The organism is Devosia sp. 1635 (assembly GCF_013185955.1).
In the GTDB taxonomy this organism is placed as follows: Bacteria; Pseudomonadota; Alphaproteobacteria; order Rhizobiales; family Devosiaceae; genus Devosia.
On record NZ_JABAOM010000001.1, the window covers coordinates 1,141,921 to 1,161,168 of the forward strand.

Below are 19,248 nucleotides of genomic sequence, written 5' to 3' on the forward strand. Positions count from 1 at the left end.
CCTGTTCAGTTGTAGTGTGGGGTAGCAGTTCGCCCCGGTCGCCGCAACTAAGGGTAAGCAGTACTTACCCGATTGGTTTGTTATCTTTGAGCAGCCTGGTCGCCCAGCCGCGCCATGGTTTCTTCGCGCCCGATCAGCACCATCACCTCGAAGATTCCCGGGGAAACTGTGCGGCCGGTGAGCGCTGCGCGCAAGGGCTGCGCGAGCTTGCCGAGCTTGAGCCCCTTTGTTTCAGCCAGAGCACGCATGGCGGCGTCGATGGCCGGCACCGACCAGTCATCAAGACCTTCGAGCGTGCTCGCCATATCGGCCAGCACCGCACGTGAGTCGGGGGTGAGCAGCGCCGAAGCTGCAGCGTCGATGGCGAGCGGGCGGGTGGCATAGATGAACTGCGCCAGGTCGATCAGCTCAAGGACCGTCTTGGCGCGCGGCTGCAGTTCGGGCAGTGCGGCGAGCACCGTGTCCTTGTTAGCGGTGAGGCCCTCAAGGTCGACGGTGCGACCAACTTCCTTGGCCGTGGCGATCATGACATCATAAAGATAGTCGGGCGCGGCCTCGCGAATATAGTGGCCGTTGATGTTTTCGAGTTTGACGAAGTCAAAGCGCGCGGCGCCCTTGTTGAGCCCTTCAAGGCTGAACCACTCGATCATCTGCTCGGTCGAGAAGATCTCGTCGTCCTCATGGCTCCAGCCGAGGCGAGCGAGATAGTTGCGCAAAGCTTCGGGTAGGTAGCCCAGCTGCCGATAGGCGTCGACGCCGAGGGCGCCATGGCGCTTGCTGAGCTTGGCCCCATCCGGGCCGTGGATCAGCGGGATGTGGGCCATCTCCGGCACGGTCCAGCCCATCGCATTGTAGATGATGATCTGGCGGGCGGCATTGGTGAGGTGATCGTCGCCACGGATGATGTGGGTGACGCCCATGTCGTGATCGTCCACCACCACGGCATGCATATAGGTCGGCGTGCCATCCGAGCGCAGGATGATGAAGTCATCGAGGTTCTCGGTCTTGAACACGACCTTGCCCTGCACATGGTCATTGACCACGATGTCGCCCGAGAGCGGCGCCTTGATGCGCACCACGGGGGCAATGCCTTCAGGGGCTTCGCTCGGGTCCCGGTCGCGCCAATAGCCGTTATAGCGCGGCGGCTTGCCGGCAGCGCGGGCTTCCTCGCGCATCTGGTCAAGTTCGGCGGGGGAGCAATAGCACTTATAGGCATGACCCTTGGCGATCAGCTCATGAGCGATCTCGGCGTGGCGGCCAGCGCGCTCGAACTGGGAAATGGCTTCGCCATCCCAGTGCAGCCCAAGCCAGGACAGCCCATCCTTGATCGCCTCGACGGCGGCCTGGGTGGAGCGTTCGCGGTCGGTGTCCTCGATGCGCAGCAGCATGGTGCCGCCGTGCTTGCGGGCATAGGCCCAGTTGAACAGCGCCGTGCGCGCACCGCCAATATGGAGGAAGCCCGTGGGGGAAGGCGCGAAGCGGGTAACGACTTTAGACATGAATACCGGAACGGTTGGACGAGGTTTGGTAGCGTGTGTAGCATAGGGTAGCACGAGCGCAAGTAGAGGGGACGCCGCGGTGCAGGGCACGGGGGCGCTGGAGCAGACGCGGGAGCTTGCGCCGGTGCCGGTGCAGGCTGGCCCGATCCTTCCCTCGCCCAAGCTATTGCCCGCCGTCGTAGCAACCAAACGTCTGTTATTTGTCCGCGCCCTGGAGGCGGCCCTGGCGGGTCGACGGGTGTTTGTGCTCCTGCCTTTTGCTGCCATTGCCGGGCTGGTCAGCTATGCGGGCCTGCCGTTTGAACCGGCGGGCTCGGCACTCGGGGCGGTCGGCGCGGCCGTTTGCCTAGGGGCGTGCCTGGCGCTGCGCAATCTGGCGGCCTTGCGGCTGGCGGTGTTGTTTGCGGCCTTCTGGGGCGGTTTTTGCCTTCTCCCGGTTCATGGCGCGCTGTGGGGAACAGGCATGCTGCCGTTCCCGCTTTACGGGCAATACGAGGCAGTCATCGACGAGATCCTTTCGGCGACGCAAGAGGATCGCCGCGTCGTGGTTTCAGCCTTGCGGCCGTTGGGAGAAGCGCCATCGGCGCCGATCAACAAGGCGCGATTGCTGATCCCGGCCGAGCCGCCGCTGCAACCGGGTGACACCGTTCGGGGGCAGTTGCGGTTGGCGCCAGTGCCGGGGCCAGTGCTGCCCGGCGCATTTGACGGGCAGTTTCACGCCTATTTTGCGGGGATCGGCGCCTATGGCAATGCAACTGGTGCGATTACGCGTGTCGCTGAGGCGACGGACTTCAATCTGGGCCGTTCGGTCGAGGATCTGCGACGTGCGATCGGCGCCCGGCTGGACGAACAGATGGAAGGCGCCTCGGCCGCCATTGCCCGCGCTATGGTGGTGGGGGATCAGAGCGCCATTACCGACGAAACGCGTGACGTGATGGCAGCTTCGGGCCTTGCGCATATCTATTCGATTTCCGGGCTGCACCTGTCGATCGTCGCGGGCGGCGTGTTCTGGTTGGTGCGGCTGTTGCTGGCGAGCCTTCCCGGTTTGGCCGTGCGCTGGCCGGTCAAGAAGCTCGCGGCGGTGGCCGGAATTGCTGCGGCTTTCAGCTATTTGCTGCTGGCGGGCGGGCTGGCCAATGTGCCGGCACTCCGCTCGACTATCATGCTGGCCCTGATCTTTGGCGCGGTGCTGGCGGGGCGGCGGGCGTTGACCATGCGCAATGTTGCCATTGCGGCGCTGGTGGTGATCCTGCTCGATCCCGCCAGTGTGTTTCGGGCCAGTTTCCAGCTGTCCTTTGCAGCCGTGGTGGCGCTGATCGGCATTTATGAGTTGCCCCGAAGAACCCCCTCGGTGCACCGGGCGGGTATTGCCCGTCTCATCGTCTCGGTGGGGACCGCCGCCCTGACCAGCTTCATCGCCGGCACCGCCACCTTGCTGTTCTCTGCCTATCATTTCCAGCAGACCGCACCCCTGGGGGTGATCGGCAATGTGCTGGTGTTGCCAGTGGTCAGCCTCGTCATCATGCCCTTTGGCGTCCTCTCGGTATTGCTGATGCCGCTCGGGCTGGAAGCACCGTTTGTTGCGGTGATGGGCTGGGGCATCGATCGGATGGTGCACGGCGCGGTCCTCGTGGCGGGTTGGAGCGAGGGGCTCACCGGCAATCCGCTGCTGACCTCAACCGCCTTGCTGCTGGGGCTAGCGGCGCTCGCCTGGTTTGCGTTCTTTCCCAGCCGGTGGCGCTTCCTTGCTCCGGTGGCGGCGATCCCATTAATCTTGCTGTTTGGTCTCGATCAGCGCCCCGATGTGCTGGTTGCCGATACGACCCAAGCCGTCGCGGTGCGCAGCGAGACCGGGCTGGGGCTGCTTACCGGCCGGGCAGGCAGCTTTGCCGTTGACGTCTGGGGTCAACATTACCAGGAAGAAATTGCGCCCGTCATCGACGCGGCTCGCTGCGACAGCCTCGGTTGCGTGGTCGCGACGGAGCAATTTGGGGTGGCGGTGGTGCGTGATGTCGGCGCCTTCGCCGAAGATTGCGCCCGCCACGATCTGGTGGTGACGCGGTTGCGGGCGCCGATTGCCTGCCGGGCGCAGGCCCAGGTGATTGACCGCGACGATCTCGCAAGGGGCGGCGTGCACTGGTTCAAATGGCAGGATGGAGAGCAGCGCTTTGTCGTGCGGACTGCCGTGCCCAACCTCACGCGCCCCTGGCGCGTGAGGTCACAATAAGGGGCAGGCTAGAGGACGATGCGCGCCTCCGGGATGCCGGGCACATCCACCTGGATCGAGAAGACCCCGCCGGCCACCTTTTCGGCAGCCAGCTGTTCAGCGCTTAGATTCTTGGCGGCGGTGGTGATGAAGAGGGTCTTGAGATCGGGGCCGCCGAAGGCAGGACAGGTGACCTGCGAGACCGGCACTTCGATGATCCGGTCGATCGAGCCATCCGGCGCATGCCGCACGACGCAGCCGCCGCCCCATTTCGCATTCCACAGATAGCCTTCGCTATCAACCACCGCGCCGTCGGGGAAGCCGCGGCCGTCCGAGACATCGGCGAAGAGCGACCATTCCCCGACCGGCATGCCGGTGGCCGGATCGGTCTGTACCCTGAGAATCTTTTTGGTGGGGGTATCGGTCCAGTAAGCGGTGCGCCCATCGGCCGTGAAGCAGGTGGCGTTGGGGATCGAGGCGTTGGACCGCAGCACGCTCAGTTGACCGGCGCGGTAATGATAGAGCTTGCCGCCCGGCGCTTCTTCCTCCTTGCGCATGGTGCCAATCCAGAAGGCGCCCGAGGGATGCACCCGACTGTCATTGCCGCGCGTCAGCGGATCGTCTGCTTCGAGCGGGATAATGAGGCTTTGCTCATCCGTCTGTAGATTGAAGCGCTTGAGCCCGGTTTCGGTGACCAGTGCCAGATTGTCGGCATCGATGATGCCAGCCGCGGCGACGTTCTCGTCAAAGCTCCAGCTCACTTCGACATTGCCCCGAGCTGAGGTGGCGAAGAGCTTTTGATTATTGATATCAAGGAAAAACAGCTGCTGGCGGTCCGGGTGCCAGAATGGGCCCTCGCCCAATGCGCATTTGCTGTCGATCAGCAGGCTCGCCGTTTGCGTCACGCTGTAGTCCTTCCATCATAAGCCAATACCGCCTCGGCGGCGCGCTGGCCGACTTCGGCGGGGGTGCTGCCGGGCTTGTATAAAAAGGTGCCCAGGCCAAAACCGCTGCAACCGGCGGCGAAATATTCGCCGAAGTTGTCCGGCTTGGCGCCGCCCACCGCGTAAAGCGGCAGCTCGGGCGGCAAGACCGCCTTCATCGCCTTGATGCCGCGCGGGCCCAGAACTTCAGCGGGGAAAAACTTGAGCCCGGTGGCGCCCGCCTTGATCGCCTTGAACGCATCACTGGGAGTGAACACGCCGGGATAGGAGCCCAGCTGAATGCGCACCGTTTCTTCTATAACCGACCGGTTGGTATCCGGGGATACAATAAAGGTGCCGCCGGCATCGGCGACGGCCCAAACCTGCTTTTTGTTCAGAACGGTGCCCGCGCCCACCATCACGTCATCCCCGAGCGCCTCGGCCGCCAGCGCAATGCTGGCCAGGGCATCGGGGGAATTGAGCGGCACTTCGATCATGGTAATGCCGGCCGCAACAAGGGCGTGGCACACATCAAGCGTTTCGGGCGGGGTAATGCCGCGCAGAATCGCGATCAGGTGGCGGTGGGTCATGGGGTCTCCAATCAGACGATAAAGGCACGTGCAGCTTTAAGGCCGGCGAGCACCACTTCGGTTCCATCCACGGCTTCGCCTTGTGCCCCGATCATGCCGAGCACCTCGGCATAAAGGGCGCAGAGCGCGGGGGCGCCGATCAAGGGAACGGTTTGTTCGCCGATCAGCGCACGGCGGCTGCCAATTTCGGTGCCGATCAGGAGGCCCGAAAGATAGCCGGTGCACCAACCGGGCTGACGGCCGGACAGGAGCGAACTGGCGCGGACCGCAAAGAGCTCGCTGGTGAGCTGTTCGGGCCGCTCGAGGCCGACCTCTGCACCCGCGGCAAAGCCTTCGGCGCGCTCGGGCCCATTGCTGTCTTCAGTCAGCGAATAGCGCAGCACCGAATGATGGCGCAGCAGATCGAAGAGCTCGCCCGTCATTGCGGTGGAGAAATGCTCAATGCGGGTGCCATTCATGCTGACCCATTTGGAATGGGTGCCGGGCATGCATACCACGCCATGGGCATTGGGGCGCAGGGTCGCGAGGCCCAGTAGCTGGGTTTCCTCGCCGCGCATCACATTGTCGCCGCCGGCCTTCTGGCACACACCGGGCAGAATTGCCGGGGCCAGGTGATTGTTGGGCATGGGCGGGCGCACTGCGCCGTCAAGCAGGCCGCGCAAATCGGTTGGTGCTTCCAAATAAGGCGCTTCGAACCAGCCCTGGCGCGCGCCGGCCATGCCGCAGATCAATACGTCGAGCGCGCCACCGTTGCTGCCGACTAGACCATCGAGCAAGGTTTCGAGGACGCCCGGATACTGGTCGCGCGTCAGCTTGCCCATGCCTTGGTCGGATTTGCGCGAAACGATCACCGTGCCATCGGCACTCAGGCCCCAAGCCCGCAGGTTGGAGGTGCCCCAATCAACCCCGACCCAATCAACAAATTCACTCATGCTTGCCCCTCTTGCAGTCCGCCCCGCACTTTCGGGCAAACCTAGTCGCTGCGCTGGCCTGCGCCTAGCCGATTCGACGCCGCCCGGTTGCCCTGCGAGCGCAAGGGGCGACGAAATCCAACAGGATTGGCGTTCACTCCTGCAACTAACATGCTAGAACTGTAGCAAACAGCAGCCTGTATTCGCCTCGGCGGAACTATTGAGGAATAAGGTAATGACGGCAGACAACAGCTTCTCTTCCCCCAATGGGCAGGGCAGCGCGCCCAAGAAGCTGCGCTCGCGCGCCTGGTTCGACAATCCCGAGAACCCGGACATGACCGCGCTTTATCTTGAGCGCTACATGAATTTCGGCGTATCGCGCGAGGAATTGCAGGGCAACAAGCCCATCATCGGCATCGCCCAGACTGGCTCGGACCTCAGCCCCTGCAACCGCCACCATATCGTGCTGGCCGAGCGCGTGCGCGAAGGCATCCGGGAAGCCGGTGGCATTGCCATCGAATTTCCCGTGCATCCGATCCAGGAAACCGGCAAGCGCCCCACCGCCGGCCTCGACCGGAACCTGGCCTATCTTGGGCTCGTGGAAGTGCTTTATGGCTATCCGCTCGATGGCGTGGTGCTGACCATTGGCTGCGACAAGACCACCCCGGCCATGCTGATGGGTGCGGCCACGGTCAACATCCCGGCGATTGCGCTCTCGGTCGGGCCGATGCTCAATGGCTGGCACAAGGGCGAGCGCACCGGCTCGGGCACCATTGTGTGGAAGGCGCGCCAGATGATGGCGGCCGGCGAGATCGATTATGCGCAGTTCATCGAGCTGGTGGCGTCTTCGGCGCCGTCCACCGGCTTCTGCAACACGATGGGCACGGCAACCACGATGAACTCGCTGGCTGAGTCGCTGGGCATGCAGCTGCCGGGTTCGGCGGCAATTCCCGCGCCTTATCGCGATCGCCAGGAAATGGCCTATCGCACGGGCAAGCGCATCGTCGACATGGTGCATGAGGACCTCAAGCCCTCCGACATCATGACCAAGGACAATTTCATCAACACCATCGTGGTCAATTCCGCGATTGGCGGGTCGACCAACGCCCCGATCCACATCCAGGCGATCGCCAAGCATATCGGTGTCGAGCTCGACCTGCAGGACTTCCAGACCTATGGGCACAAGGTGCCGCTGCTGGTGAACCTGCAGCCGGCCGGCGAATATCTCGGCGAGGATTACTACCATGCGGGCGGCGTGCCGGCGGTGGTCAACGAGCTGATGAAGCAGGGGCTGATCCGTGAGAATGCACCCACCGTCAACGGCAAGACCATCGGCGAGAACTGCCGCAACACCCCCATCCAGGACGAGAAGGTGATCCGCCCCTTCGAGCAGCCGCTCAAGGAAGAAGCCGGGTTCCTGGTGCTGCGCGGCAATCTCTTCGATAACGCGATCATGAAGACCAGCGTGATCTCGCCCGAGTTCCGCGAGCGCTACCTTGCCAATCCCGAGCATCCCGGCATGTTCGAGGGCAAGGCCGTGGTGTTCGATGGTCCGGAGGACTATCATCACCGGATCGATGATCCCTCGCTCGATATCGACGAGCACACGCTGCTGTTCATGCGCGGCGCGGGCCCGATCGGCTACCCGGGGGCGGCCGAAGTCGTCAATATGCGGCCCCCTGCCTACCTCATCAAGAAGGGTATCCACGCGCTGGCCTGTATTGGCGACGGGCGCCAATCCGGCACGTCGGGCTCGCCCTCGATCCTCAACGCCTCGCCCGAAGCGGCAGCGGGCGGCAACCTTGCCATCCTGCGCACGGGTGACCGGGTGCGGATCGACCTCAACAATGGCACCGCCGATATCCTGATTTCGGACGCCGAGATCGCGACGCGCCGGCAGGAACTGGCGGAAGCGGGCGGCTACAAGTACCCCGCGCACCAGACGCCCTGGCAGGAGATCCAGCGCGGGCTGGTCGACCAGCTCGGCAATGGCGCCGTACTCAAGCCAGCAGTGGCTTACCAGCGCATTGCCCAGACCTATGGCGTGCCGCGCGACAACCACTAGGGCATAAGGCCCAACGACTTCGAAATCCCCGCTTCGGCGGGGATTTCTGTTTCCAAGGCACGGCGAAACTCCGGTCGGCGCGAGGCCTCCGGTTGGGAGCGGCGTTGGCGAGGCATTGCCTCAAAAAACGTTGCGCAAAACGGAAGCTCCGCCCCGCCAACAGCGACTGGGTGCCGACGCCCGCGCCCTCCTGCGGCGCATGCCAGATTCCGCGGATGTCGAACTAAACCCTGGCGGGCACCGCTGCCTGCGCCACATCAGGGTTCCGATGGCCAGTGCAGCTGCCATCGCGATTCTTCACCCAAGACCACCGGACGATAGAGGTCCACGGCTCTTGCGGACACCGGCCGGATCGCGGCGACCCACGATCCCCCAGCCTCCGCGCACCAACCACTCGTCATGATCTCGCTTGGGTGCGCGGATGAGGAGACTATGCGGGTGATCGGCGCGGGCGGGGATAAGTTATTGTCGGGGGGTATGGGGCTTGAGCGGATTGCGCGCTGGAGGTGGCCAGCTGGGTCTAACGTCACTCGCGGAGGAGGGGACTAAACCCCCACCCCGGTCCTCCCCTCAAGGGGGAGGGTGAAGGAGGGGGCACACAGGCGCTGGTCTGGTGCGGCTGATGAGGACCCTAGGGCGGCAATCGAGTTCCGTCGAAGAGATTGTTTCTTGGCCGATTCCGGCTTTAGGCGTGGCGAGCGATGTGGGCGAGGGCCCGCTGGAACATGGGGTGCCATTCGGGGCCCGGTTGGCGCTCGAGTGGCCACCAGAAGAACTCGAACCAATGACCGCCATCATCATGGGTGAAGTGGCGCCAGTGTTCGGCCAGGGGAGCCAAGGCGATCACCACAACAAAGTGCCAAAGCTGTTTATCTGCAATGGCACTACTGGAAGGCAGGGTGCGCGAAACTTCTGCCTGCAGGCCAGACTCCTCTGCGAGTTCACGCAGGGCACCGATTTCAATCGGCTCGGGGCCTTCCCGTGTTCCTTTCACCAGCTGAAAGCCAGCCAAAGGATGCCTGAACGCCAAGCACTGGCGTTCTTGCGCCACCACTCGCAGCAGGACAGGACAGAGTTTTTCGACCCTGGGCGTCAATATTTACGCAGCAGGCCCACCAGGCGGCCCTGAACCTTGACGCGGTCGGGCGGGAAGATGCGGGTTTCGTAGGCGGGATTGGCCGCTTCAAGCGCGATGGTGTTGCCCTTGCGACGCAGCCGCTTGAGGGTGGCTTCCTCGTCATCCACCAGGGCAACGATGATCTCGCCGGTCCCGGCAACATCCTGGCGACGGATCAGCACGGTGTCGCCATCGAAAATGCCCGCATCGATCATCGAATCGCCGCGCACTTCCAGCGCATAGTGCTCGCCCGGGCCAAGCATTTCGGGTGGCACCGAGATGGTGTGGGAGTGGCTCTGGATGGCCTCGATGGGCGTACCGGCGGCGATCCGACCCATGACCGGCACGGCCACGGGGCGCACATAATCATCGCTCCAGCCCGAGCGCGGCGGCGGAGCGGCAACACGGCCCAGATTGCCTTCGATGACGCTGGGCTCGAAGCGGGCCTTGCGGCCGCCGAGCGCGGGGTTCATCGAATCGGGGAGTTTGAGCACTTCCAGCGCCCGCGCGCGATTGGGGAGGCGGCGGATGAAGCCGCGCTCCTCAAGCGCCGTGATCAGGCGGTGAATGCCCGACTTGGAGGCCAGATCCAACGCGTCCTTCATTTCGTCAAACGAAGGGGGAATGCCGCTTTCCTTCATCCGCTCATGGATGAACATCAGCAGTTCATGTTGCTTTCGCGTCAGCATCGGAGCCCTTCAATCGCAGAATCGGAACAAAGACTGAACGAGCATAGGTGTTCCAGTTATGTTCTGCAATAACGCTCATGGGTGGAGGCGAAAATTCTTTGGCTCTGCCTAGAACCCGTCCAGCGGAATGGCTGGAACGAGAGCGCCAGCCGGCTGGCCGGGATCGTATTCAGGCTGCACCAGCAGCATATCGGCGCGGGCCAGCGAGGAGGTATGACCGCTATCGGTTTCGCTGATGGGGAGCACGCCCGCACCTCGGCTTGAATGCACGCTTTGGGCACGCATGAAGTGGCGCCGGGCGGTATTGGGCGGCGTGGGCGCAAGGAGCGGCAGGTGCCAGGGGGCGGGTTCGGCGACGCCGAGCCAGCGCCGCAGCGCCGGCTTGATGAAGACGGCGGCGGTCACCATGGCCGAAACCGGATTGCCAGGCAGGCCAAACACCAGGGTTTTGCCCAGAGTGCCGAACATCAGTGGCTTGCCCGGGCGCATATTGATGCGCCAGAAATCAAGCTGCACGCCGAGACTCAGCAGGATTTCCTGCACGATATCATGGTCGCCAACACTCGCGCCGCCCGTGGTGATGACGAAGTCGGGCGCTTCGGCAAAGATGCCGGCAAGGCGCTCGGCAAGCGCCGCCCGGTTGTCGGGAGCGATCCCGTAGTCGCGGATCTCTGCGGCGTAAGGCGCAAGGAGCGGCCGCAAGCCGAAGCTGTTGGAGGCAACGATCTGGCCCGGTCCGAGAGCGGTGCCGGGCAGCACCAGTTCGTCCCCGGTGGCAAGGAGCGCGATGCGCGGCTGCACGGCAACGGGCAGCGTCGGGCAATTGGCGGCGGCTGCGACGGCCAGTTGCATGGGGGTGAGGCGAGAGCCTCTCGGAATCAGCTCCTGTCCCTGCCGGAAGTCGTGGCCAAGCGGGCGAATGCTGCGCCCCACGGGAGGCTGGGCGGCAAAGCTGACGCGATCGCCGGTGCGGGTCGCTTCCTCCTGCATGATCACGGCATCCGCGCCGGGGGGCACGGGCGCGCCGGTGAAGATGCGCACGCAGGTGCCCGGGGCGATATCCGCGCCAAAGCCGGCGCCGGCCTGTGCGGTGCCCACGACTTCAAGGCTCGCGCCTGGCACGATATCGGCGGCGCGCACGGCATAGCCATCCATGGCGCTGGCGGGGAAAGGCGGCTGGTCATGACGGGCGAGCAGGGGCTCGGTCAACACCCGGCCGGCGGCAGCTTCCAGCGGCACCGACTCGGTGCGGGCGGGGGGCACGCGGGCGAAAATGGCCGCGAGGGCGTCTTCAACCGGGAGCAGGCTCATGGCGCGCGCTGGAAATCGCCGGACTTGCCGCCCGATTTTTCGAGCAGACAGATCGCGGAGATAACCATCTCGCGGTCGATGCCCTTGGCCATGTCGTAAAGCGTAAGGGCGGCGGTGGAAGCCGCCACGAGGGCTTCCATTTCCACCCCGGTCTGGCCGGTGGTTTCGGCAGTCGCAAGAATGGTGATGGCGCCGGGCTCGCGCGCCTCCAGCTCGACGCTGACCTTGGTGAGCGGGATGGGGTGGCAAAGAGGGATGAGCTCGGCGGTCTTTTTGGCTGCCATGATGCCCGCGACGCGCGCGACGGCCAGGGCGTCGCCCTTCTTGAGGGCGCCACCCATGATGGCGGCAATGGTTTCGGGCCGACCGCTGATCACCGCCTGGGCGAGGGCGCGGCGGCGGGTGACTGCCTTGTCGCCGATATCAACGATCCGGGCCTCCCCGCGCTCGTTGAGATGGGTCAGCTGCGGCTCGCTCATGGATGGGCGGCCTGGCGCACACCCTGCAGGAGGGCGCGGGTGGCGGCGACCACATCGGCCTGGCGCATCAGCGATTCGCCGACAAGGAAGGTGCCGATGCCGGCTGTGCGGTCGAGATGCTGCAGGTGTTCATGGCCGTTGATGCCGCTTTCGCTGACCAGCACCTTGCCGGCTGGAACGCCGCCCGCGAGGTTGACCGAGGTATCGAGCCGGGTTTCGAAGGTGCGCAGATTGCGGTTGTTGATGCCAATGAACTCGGCATCGAGCGCCAGCGCCCGGTCGAGCTCGAGCTGGTCATGCACCTCGACCAGGGCATCCATGCCCCATTCGCGGGCGGAATCGAGCAGGTAGCGCGCGACGTCGTCACCGACAGCGGCGAGGATAATGAGGATGCAATCGGCGCCCCAAGCGCGCGCTTCGGCGACCTGGTAGGTTTCGAAGAGGAAATCCTTGCGCAGGACCGGCAAGGCGGTGGCGTCGCGCGCCTCGCGCAAGAACGCCGGCGAGCCCTGGAACGAGGGCTGATCGGTGAGGACCGAAAGGCACGTCGCGCCGGCCTCTTCATAGGCGCGGGCGATCTCTGCCGGGTTGAAATCGGGCCTGATCAGGCCCTTGGAGGGGCTGGCTTTCTTGACCTCGGCGATCAAGGCGTATTCGCCGCGGGCGCGCTTGGCCTTGATGGCGGCGAGAAAGCCGCGTGGCGGGGGCTGGTCATGGGCGGCAGCAACCACTTCGTCCCAAGGGCGCAGGGCCTTGGCCGCGGCGATTTCCTCGCGCTTATAGGCTTCGATCTGCTTGAGAATATCGCTCATGGGGGTGTTCCATTGGAGATGGCGACAAGGCGCTCGAGGGTTTCCCGGGCCTTGCCGCTGTCGATCATTTCGGCGGCCATGGCGGCGCCGCTGCGCAGGTCACTCACCACATCGGCCACGATCAGCGAGGCGGCGGCATTGAGGAGAACGATGTCGCGATAGGCGCCGGGCGCGCCGTCAAAGAGCGCGTGGATGGCGAGGGCATTATATTCGGGCTCGCCACCCAGGAGGTCATTGGGATCATGGCGCGACAGGCCGGCGTCTTCGGGGGTAATCTCGAAGCTGCGCAGATTGCCGTTCGCGATCTCGGCGACATAGGAGGGCCCGGTGACGGTGATCTCATCGAGCCCGTCGCTGCCATGGACCACCCAGGCCTTGATGGCGCGGTTGGCAAGGAGCGCTGCAGCGACCGGCTCCACCCATTCGGGGGAATAAACGCCGAGCATATAGCGGCGCACCCCGGCAGGATTGGATTGGGGCCCGAGCAGGTTGAACATGGTGCGCACGCCCATTTCGGCGCGCGAAGGGCCGACATGGCGCATGGCTGGATGATGGGCCGGCGCGAACATGAAGCCGATCCCGGCCTCGTTGATGCAGCGCGAAATTTCGGCGGGGGTGAGGTCGAGCTTGACCCCAAGGGCTTCAAGGGCCTGGGAGGAGCCCGATTTGGAAGACAATGCGCGGTTGCCGTGCTTGGCGACGGGAACGCCGGCGGCGGCAACAACGATGGCGCTGGCTGTCGAGATGTTGAGCGTGCCAACACCATCACCGCCGGTGCCGACAATGTCGATGGCGTGTTCGGGGGCGTCGACCGTCACCATCTGCTCGCGCAGGATCGACACGGCGGCGGCGATCTCACCCACCGACTCGCCCTTGAGGCGCATGCCCATGAGGAAAGCGCCGAGTTGAGAGGGCGTGGCTTCGCCGGCCATGATGGTGCGCATCACCGAGCGCATTTCCTCGCCAGTGAGATTGCGGCGATCAGCAATCTTGGCCAGTGCCTGCTTGATGTCCATCAGGCGGTCTTTCCGTTGAAGTCGCGAGCGAGGTTGAGGAAGTTCTGCAACAGCGCGTGCCCGTTCTCGGAGGCGATGCTTTCCGGGTGAAACTGCACGCCGTGTACCGGCAGGCTTTCGTGCTGCATGCCCATGATCAGACCATCATCGGTGGTGGCGGTGACCTTGAGGGTAGCGGGCAGGGTGGTCGGTTCAACCACCAGCGAGTGGTAGCGCGTGGCTTCAAAGCGCGAGTTGAGACCGCGGAAGAGGCCTTCGCCGGTGTGGTTGATGGCGCTGGTCTTGCCATGCACCAGTTCGGGCGCACGCACGACGTCGCCGCCCATGGCCTGCCCGATGGCCTGATGACCAAGGCATACGCCCAGGATGGGGATCTGCGCCTTGAAGCGGTCGATTACCGCCAGGCACACGCCGGCTTCGTTGGGGGTGCAGGGCCCGGGAGACAGGACGATAGCCTGGGGGGCCATGGTTTCGATCTCGTCGGGGGTGATCTTGTCGTTGCGCACCACGGTGAGTTCGGCGCCAAGTTCGCCCAGATAGTGGACGAGGTTGTAGGTGAAGCTGTCGTAGTTATCGATAACGAGCGTGCGGGTCATGGGTCTGCTCCAGCGCAGCTATAGGGAATGAGGGTTCAGAGATCAGAACCAGCCCCGCCATCGATAATTGTTCGACCTCATCGTGAGGTCCACGCTGGTCTTGCTGCCGCTCATTGCCCGATCCTCGCCTCGCCGGCATAGCGTAGCGCTTCCTCGGCAGCGCTGAAAAGGGCGCGTGCCTTGTTTTCGCATTCCATCTGCTCGAGCGCGGGCTGGCTATCGGCCACAATGCCGGCGCCGGACTGCACATAAAGCTTGCCGTCCTTGTGCACGGCGGTGCGCAAGACAATGCAGGTGTCCATGGTGCCATCGGCTCCGAAATAGCCGACGCAGCCGCCATAGATGCCGCGGCGCGACTTTTCGAGCTCGTCGATGATCTCCATGGCGCGCACCTTTGGGGCACCTGAGACCGTCCCGGCCGGAAAGCCGGCGGCGAGCGCATCGACAAAGTCGTATTGCGGATCGAGCACGCCAACCACATTGGAGACGATGTGCATGACGTGGCTGTAGTATTCCAGAAAGAACTTGTCGGTGACGCGCACAGTCCCGGTCTTGGCGACACGGCCCACATCGTTGCGCCCGAGGTCGAGCAGCATCAGATGCTCGGAGCGCTCCTTGGGGTCGGCCAGTAGTTCGGCCGCCAGTTCCTGGTCGCGGGTGGGGGTCGAACCGCGCTTGCGGGTGCCGGCGATGGGCCGGATGGTGACCTCGCCTTCGCGGACGCGCACCAGGATCTCGGGGCTCGAGCCCGCCACGGCGAAATCCCCGAAATCGAGGAAATACATATAGGGGCTGGGATTGGTGCGACGCAGCGCCCGATACAAGGCGGTCGGGGGCAGGGTGAACTCGGCCTCGAAGCGCTGGCTGAGCACGACCTGGAAGATGTCGCCCGCGGCGATGTAGTCCTGCGCCCGGGCGACCATGGCGAAATACTCGTCGCGCGTGGTGTTGCTCTGGACGGCGATGTGCTGCAGGTCGGGTACGGCCGGGGTCGTTGGCAGGGCGCGCCCCAGGCGGGCGATGGCGTCATCGATACGGGCCGTCGCGGCTTCATGCGCCTGGCGGGCCGTCACCCCCTGGCGGACGTAAACGGGCGCGGTGAGATAGAGCTCGTCCTTGACCGTGTCGAACACGGCCAACAGAGAAGGGCGCATCAGCATGGCTTCGGGCAGTTGCAGTTCGTCCGGGTTGCTGTCGGGCAGCACTTCCATATAGCGGACCATCTCATAGCCCAGAAAGCCATAGATGCCGGCCGACTGGGGTGGCAGGCCTTCGGGCACCGAGATCTGGGAGTCGGCCACGAGGTGCCGCAGGGCGTCGAGCGGCTGGTCGGGCAGGGGCTCGAAGGCTGTGGCGTCAAGCTGGGCCTGCCGGTTGATCGAGGCGGTGCCTTGTTCAACCTTGAGGATCACATCGGGCAGCAGGCCGATGATGGAATAACGACCCCGGGTCGAACCATCCTGCACCGATTCCAGCAGGAACGTATTGCGGCGATCCTGCGCCAGCTTGAGATAGGTGCCGATCGGCGTTTCGAGATCGGCCACGATGCGGCGCCAGACGATCTGGGACTCACCCCCGTCATAGCGATCTGCAAACTGCTGGGTGAAGTCGCTGGCCACTATCGTGTTTCCCGAAAGAGCTTACTGCGCCGTGGAGAGGGTCAGCGCCTGCTGGAGCGCCTGCTCATTGACCCGCAGCCCCGCTTCATCTCGCACGGCGGAGACGAAATCACCGAACAAGCCGACGCGCACTTCGTTCTCGAGGCTGGCGCTGGTTTGCGGATTGAGCGGGCCTTCGGCAGGAACTGCTTCAACCACCTGGAACACCACGGTCTCACCAGCCTGATTGATGGCCATGCCATGATGATCGGGGCCGCCGTCAAAGGCGGCCGCCGCAACGAGGCCATCCACGGACGTGCCCTCGGCGCCACCGCGGTTAAAGGGCGGGCTCAACTGCGGGAACACGGAGAGCGAAGCGGCAACATCGGCCAGGGGCTCGCCGGCCTTGAGGCGATCAACCGCAGCCTGGGCTTCGGTGGCGATCGCCGCGTTGATCCGCTCGGCGGTGATCGCGGCGACGACCGCATCGCGCACTTCATCAAGGGTCTGGTCGCGCGCTGGCTCGATGGCTTCCAGGTCGAACCATATATTGTTGTTGGCGCCCAGCGAGATGGCCGGCGTGAGATTGCCTTCCTGGGCGGCAAAGATCGACTGGACCACGCGCGGACGCTCGCTTTCGGGCAAGCTCGCGATAACGGCGAGTTCTGCCCCGCTTTGGGTAACGCCTACCTCATAGAGCTCAAGACCAAAGCGCTCGGCGATTTCGCTGAGCGGCCGGAAGGCGGCGCGCAGTTCCTCGACCTGGTCGAGCACTTCGGCGATTTCCTTGCGTGCTTCGGCCAGGGCGAGATTCTCGCGAATCTGTTCACGTGCTTCTTCCAGGCTGGTCTGACCGCCCGCTTCGATGGTCTGCACATGCACGACACGCGGGCCCGCCACGCCACTGATCACTCGGTAACCGCCGGCCGGCAGGCTAAAGGCGGCTTCGGCCAGCGTGGCGTCAGTGATTTCGGCCTGCCCTCGAGTGCCAAGATCGGTGACGGTGAGGCCGGCTTCCGCCACCACATCGGCAAAGGGGCGGCCCGAGGCGGCACCCGCTTCAAACAGCGCGGCTTGTTCGGGCGAAGCCAGAACGGCCTGCTGAATGTTGCGGCGCTCGATCGTGGTCAGGCTATCCTTGGTGCGCTCATATTCAGCGGCAACCGCCTCGTCTGAAATCGTCTTGGTTGCGGCGAGCGAGGCAGGCGACAGCGCAAGGAGCTGCACCTGGCGCGTTTCAACGGTGCGGTACTCGGCCTGGTGTTCGGCGAGATAGGCGGCCAATTCTTCCTCGGTTGGCACCGGGGGCATTGGAACATTGGTGTCGCTGATCACGAAGAAATCGACGGTGCGCTGATCGGCAATGTAGCGGTTGAGCATCTGGGCGGCGGTCGGGGGCAGGCTGGTGTCGCCGAATAGCGACAGCGCCAGCTGCTGGCGGCGCGCAGAATCGGCCTGGTCCTCGAAATACTCGGACTCCGACATGCCATTTTGCTGCAGCACCTGCTGGAAGACCGCGGGATCGAAGGTGCCCAGCGTGCCGCTGAAATTGGGGTCTTCCCGCAAGAATTCGCTCAGCTTCTGCTCGGAAACACCAAGCCCCATGCGGTGGGCAAGACCATCAAGGGCCGCCTCTTGCGCAAGGGACTGCAGCACCAGGCTCGGAACGCCGAAGCTCTCGGCTTGTTCGAGTGTGGGCATGGAGCCGATCTGCTGGGCGATCTGGTTAAGCTGGCCGCGATAAGCTCGCAGGAAGTCGCGCGAGCTGACCTCTTCATCGCCAACGCGAGCAACGGTGCTGCCGCCCAGGTCGGTGATGACATTGTTGATGCCAAAGCCCGCAAGCCCCACCAGGAGGAAGGCCCCCAGGATCTTGCCCATCCAGGATTTTGCAAACAAACGCAAACTATCGAGCATGTGGGGCGTTCCGCTACACGAGATACAGGGCTTTACCGCTGGCAAGGCGGGGTACTACTAGAGTTAGTGACTGCCGGGGTTAGGGCAAAGCCCGCTCCGGTGCAAGAGGCAGGAGTATACAAGAGTGACCCGCACCATCACCCCCCTGATCGCCGGCAACTGGAAAATGAACGGGCTTCGCTCCGCGATCGACCAGTTGGGAGAGCTGGCCAGTCTGATGACCTCGGGCGATGCCCCCCGTGCCATGGTGGTGATTTGCCCGCCTGCGACCATTCTTCACGCCGTTGCCAACCGGGGCGCGACCAGCGGCATCATGGCCGGCGGGCAGGATTGCCACCAGGCCGCGTCGGGCGCGCATACGGGGGATTTGTCGGCCGCGATGCTCGCCGATGCCGGCGCGCAATATGTGATTGTTGGGCATTCCGAGCGGCGGGCCGATCACGGGGAAAGCGACGACCTGGTTCGCGCCAAGGCCGAGGCGGCGATCGCGGCGGGCCTCAAGCCCATCATCTGTGTCGGCGAGACCGAAGCCCAGCGCGACAGCGGCGAGGCCGAAAGTGTGGTTGCAGCGCAGCTGGCCGCCTCGGTGCCCGATGCTGGCGCAGAGCACGGCGTGGTTATCGCCTATGAGCCGGTCTGGGCCATCGGGACGGGCCGCACACCGCGCAATGAAGAGATCGCTGCCATGCACAACCGCATTCGCCAACTGCTGGTGGAGAGGTTCGGTGAAGACGGCCAGACCGTCCGGATTCTCTATGGTGGATCGATGAAGCCGCAGAATGCGCGCGAGATTTTGGCCATCGAGAATGTGAATGGAGGGCTGGTCGGTGGCGCGAGCCTCTTGGCAAAGGACTTCTACACCATTATCTCGGCGGTATGAGCCGATCCGGATGCTGCGCTGAAAAGCGGCGCAAGCGTCTGGCATTTGCGCGAGGGGGCGTGTAGAACGCCCCATCTTTTGCTTGACCGAAACTGAGATCGATGGCGAACGTCCTCATTGTTGCTTACCTCCTGATCGTGCTGGCGCTTATTGCGGTGATCCTGCTGCAGCGCTCCGAGGGGGGCGCGCTCGGAATCGGCGGGGGCAGTGGCGGCGGCTTCATGACGGCCCGCGGCTCGGCCAATCTGCTGACCCGCACCACGGCGATTCTCGCCGCACTGTTTTTCGCCACCGCCATTGGCCTGACCATTCTCAACGAAGTGGATCGCGGCAGCTCGGGCATTCTCGAGCGTGCGGCGCAGACTCCGGAGGGCACCGCGCCCACCAGCGTGCTGGATGCGCTCAATTCCCTGCAAAGCTCGACCCCATCCGACCTGCCCGTGCCCGCAGCACCTGCAGCCGATCCGGTTGCGCCGGCTGGCTCCGATCCGGTGACCGAGCCCACCGCGCCCGCTCCGGCAGCGCCCCAGAACAATTCGGCCCCGGCGGCCCCCGCGACTGACCTGCCAGTGCCCGAGGCACCGGCAACAGCACCCGCGGCGCCGCCCGCCAACTAAGCCGCAAGGCAGAACCGAAAAG

The 19,248-nt window shown here is 64.4% G+C and carries 17 protein-coding genes; 4 read left to right on the plus strand and 13 right to left on the minus strand.

Annotated elements, in window-relative coordinates:
* Positions 1-80: 80 nt before the first annotated feature.
* Complete coding sequence (gltX, locus tag HRU92_RS05870; RefSeq protein WP_172123321.1) at positions 81-1,499, minus strand: glutamate--tRNA ligase; 1,419 nt, start codon at positions 1,497-1,499, stop codon at positions 81-83.
* A gap of 79 nt (positions 1,500-1,578) precedes the next feature.
* On the opposite strand from gltX, the gene HRU92_RS05875 reads away from it, so the two are divergent.
* Positions 1,579-3,726, plus strand: a complete 2,148-nt coding sequence (locus HRU92_RS05875; protein ID WP_173087786.1) for a ComEC/Rec2 family competence protein — start codon at positions 1,579-1,581, stop codon at positions 3,724-3,726.
* Between the two features lie 8 nt (positions 3,727-3,734).
* Here HRU92_RS05875 and HRU92_RS05880 read toward each other — a convergent pair whose 3' ends face one another.
* Genes HRU92_RS05880 through HRU92_RS05890 form a run of 3 tightly spaced genes read right to left on the minus strand, consistent with a single transcriptional unit; the run spans position 3,735 to position 6,150 of the window.
* Complete coding sequence (locus HRU92_RS05880; protein ID WP_210258540.1) at positions 3,735-4,610, minus strand: SMP-30/gluconolactonase/LRE family protein; 876 nt, start codon at positions 4,608-4,610, stop codon at positions 3,735-3,737.
* Positions 4,607-5,218: a 2-dehydro-3-deoxy-6-phosphogalactonate aldolase gene (locus HRU92_RS05885; RefSeq protein ID WP_172123323.1), complete on the minus strand. Its 612-nt coding sequence runs from the start codon at positions 5,216-5,218 to the stop codon at positions 4,607-4,609. Before HRU92_RS05885 ends, HRU92_RS05880 begins: the two co-directional genes overlap by 4 nt.
* An 11-nt stretch (positions 5,219-5,229) precedes the next feature.
* Entirely contained in the window at positions 5,230-6,150 is a 921-nt protein-coding gene (locus HRU92_RS05890; RefSeq protein ID WP_172123324.1) for a 2-dehydro-3-deoxygalactonokinase, read from the minus strand.
* Between the two features lie 214 nt (positions 6,151-6,364).
* Between HRU92_RS05890 and HRU92_RS05895 the strand changes: the two genes are divergently transcribed.
* Positions 6,365-8,194 (plus strand): IlvD/Edd family dehydratase, encoded by a 1,830-nt coding sequence (locus HRU92_RS05895; RefSeq protein ID WP_172123325.1) that lies wholly within the window; start codon positions 6,365-6,367, stop codon positions 8,192-8,194.
* Between the two features lie 685 nt (positions 8,195-8,879).
* Here HRU92_RS05895 and HRU92_RS05900 read toward each other — a convergent pair.
* The 9 genes from HRU92_RS05900 to HRU92_RS05940 all read right to left on the minus strand — a co-directional run bounded on the left by HRU92_RS05900 (position 8,880) and on the right by HRU92_RS05940 (position 17,729).
* Positions 8,880-9,245 carry an NUDIX domain-containing protein gene (locus HRU92_RS05900; RefSeq protein ID WP_210258541.1) on the minus strand — a complete coding sequence of 122 codons (366 nt, stop codon included), beginning with the start codon at positions 9,243-9,245 and terminating at the stop codon, positions 8,880-8,882.
* A gap of 41 nt (positions 9,246-9,286) precedes the next feature.
* Positions 9,287-10,000: a transcriptional repressor LexA gene (gene lexA, locus HRU92_RS05905; RefSeq protein WP_127753079.1), complete on the minus strand. Its 714-nt coding sequence runs from the start codon at positions 9,998-10,000 to the stop codon at positions 9,287-9,289.
* A gap of 108 nt (positions 10,001-10,108) precedes the next feature.
* The gene (gene glp / locus HRU92_RS05910) at positions 10,109-11,311 is read right to left on the minus strand and encodes a gephyrin-like molybdotransferase Glp (protein WP_172123327.1); all 1,203 of its coding nucleotides are present in this window, start codon (positions 11,309-11,311) and stop codon (positions 10,109-10,111) included.
* Positions 11,308-11,790, minus strand: a complete 483-nt coding sequence (gene moaC, locus HRU92_RS05915; RefSeq protein WP_172123328.1) for a cyclic pyranopterin monophosphate synthase MoaC — start codon at positions 11,788-11,790, stop codon at positions 11,308-11,310. The genes glp and moaC overlap by 4 nt, the downstream gene beginning before the upstream one ends.
* Positions 11,787-12,602 (minus strand): indole-3-glycerol phosphate synthase TrpC, encoded by an 816-nt coding sequence (trpC, locus tag HRU92_RS05920; RefSeq protein WP_173087788.1) that lies wholly within the window; start codon positions 12,600-12,602, stop codon positions 11,787-11,789. Before trpC ends, moaC begins: the two co-directional genes overlap by 4 nt.
* Complete coding sequence (gene trpD, locus HRU92_RS05925) at positions 12,599-13,621, minus strand: anthranilate phosphoribosyltransferase (protein ID WP_172124980.1); 1,023 nt, start codon at positions 13,619-13,621, stop codon at positions 12,599-12,601. The genes trpC and trpD overlap by 4 nt, the downstream gene beginning before the upstream one ends.
* A complete protein-coding gene (locus HRU92_RS05930; RefSeq protein WP_127753084.1) occupies positions 13,618-14,214 on the minus strand; it encodes an aminodeoxychorismate/anthranilate synthase component II in 597 nt (198 codons plus the stop codon). The genes trpD and HRU92_RS05930 overlap by 4 nt, the downstream gene beginning before the upstream one ends.
* A 110-nt stretch (positions 14,215-14,324) precedes the next feature.
* Positions 14,325-15,833: an anthranilate synthase component I gene (gene trpE, locus HRU92_RS05935; RefSeq protein WP_349236695.1), complete on the minus strand. Its 1,509-nt coding sequence runs from the start codon at positions 15,831-15,833 to the stop codon at positions 14,325-14,327.
* Between the two features lie 21 nt (positions 15,834-15,854).
* Complete coding sequence (locus HRU92_RS05940) at positions 15,855-17,729, minus strand: peptidylprolyl isomerase (RefSeq protein WP_173087790.1); 1,875 nt, start codon at positions 17,727-17,729, stop codon at positions 15,855-15,857.
* Between the two features lie 124 nt (positions 17,730-17,853).
* Between HRU92_RS05940 and tpiA the strand changes: the two genes are divergently transcribed.
* Entirely contained in the window at positions 17,854-18,609 is a 756-nt protein-coding gene (gene tpiA, locus HRU92_RS05945) for a triose-phosphate isomerase (protein WP_349236696.1), read from the plus strand.
* 101 nt (positions 18,610-18,710) lie between these two features.
* Positions 18,711-19,226 (plus strand): preprotein translocase subunit SecG, encoded by a 516-nt coding sequence (gene secG / locus HRU92_RS05950; protein ID WP_172123331.1) that lies wholly within the window; start codon positions 18,711-18,713, stop codon positions 19,224-19,226.
* Positions 19,227-19,248: the final 22 nt, after the last annotated feature.

What these genes read in the sequence shown, in the direction of transcription:
- HRU92_RS05895 (WP_172123325.1), top strand. Translation starts at nt 6,365, where the DNA reads ATGACGGCAGACAACAGCTTCTCTTCCCCCAATGGGCAGGGCAGCGCG.
- HRU92_RS05930 (WP_127753084.1), bottom strand. Translation starts at nt 14,214, where the DNA reads ATGACCCGCACGCTCGTTATCGATAACTACGACAGCTTCACCTACAAC.
- secG (WP_172123331.1), top strand. Translation starts at nt 18,711, where the DNA reads ATGGCGAACGTCCTCATTGTTGCTTACCTCCTGATCGTGCTGGCGCTT.
- glp (WP_172123327.1), bottom strand. Translation starts at nt 11,311, where the DNA reads ATGAGCCTGCTCCCGGTTGAAGACGCCCTCGCGGCCATTTTCGCCCGC.
- lexA (WP_127753079.1), bottom strand. Translation starts at nt 10,000, where the DNA reads ATGCTGACGCGAAAGCAACATGAACTGCTGATGTTCATCCATGAGCGG.
- moaC (WP_172123328.1), bottom strand. Translation starts at nt 11,790, where the DNA reads ATGAGCGAGCCGCAGCTGACCCATCTCAACGAGCGCGGGGAGGCCCGG.
- trpC (WP_173087788.1), bottom strand. Translation starts at nt 12,602, where the DNA reads ATGAGCGATATTCTCAAGCAGATCGAAGCCTATAAGCGCGAGGAAATC.
- HRU92_RS05940 (WP_173087790.1), bottom strand. Translation starts at nt 17,729, where the DNA reads ATGCTCGATAGTTTGCGTTTGTTTGCAAAATCCTGGATGGGCAAGATC.
- HRU92_RS05885 (WP_172123323.1), bottom strand. Translation starts at nt 5,218, where the DNA reads ATGACCCACCGCCACCTGATCGCGATTCTGCGCGGCATTACCCCGCCC.
- gltX (WP_172123321.1), bottom strand. Translation starts at nt 1,499, where the DNA reads ATGTCTAAAGTCGTTACCCGCTTCGCGCCTTCCCCCACGGGCTTCCTC.
- HRU92_RS05890 (WP_172123324.1), bottom strand. Translation starts at nt 6,150, where the DNA reads ATGAGTGAATTTGTTGATTGGGTCGGGGTTGATTGGGGCACCTCCAAC.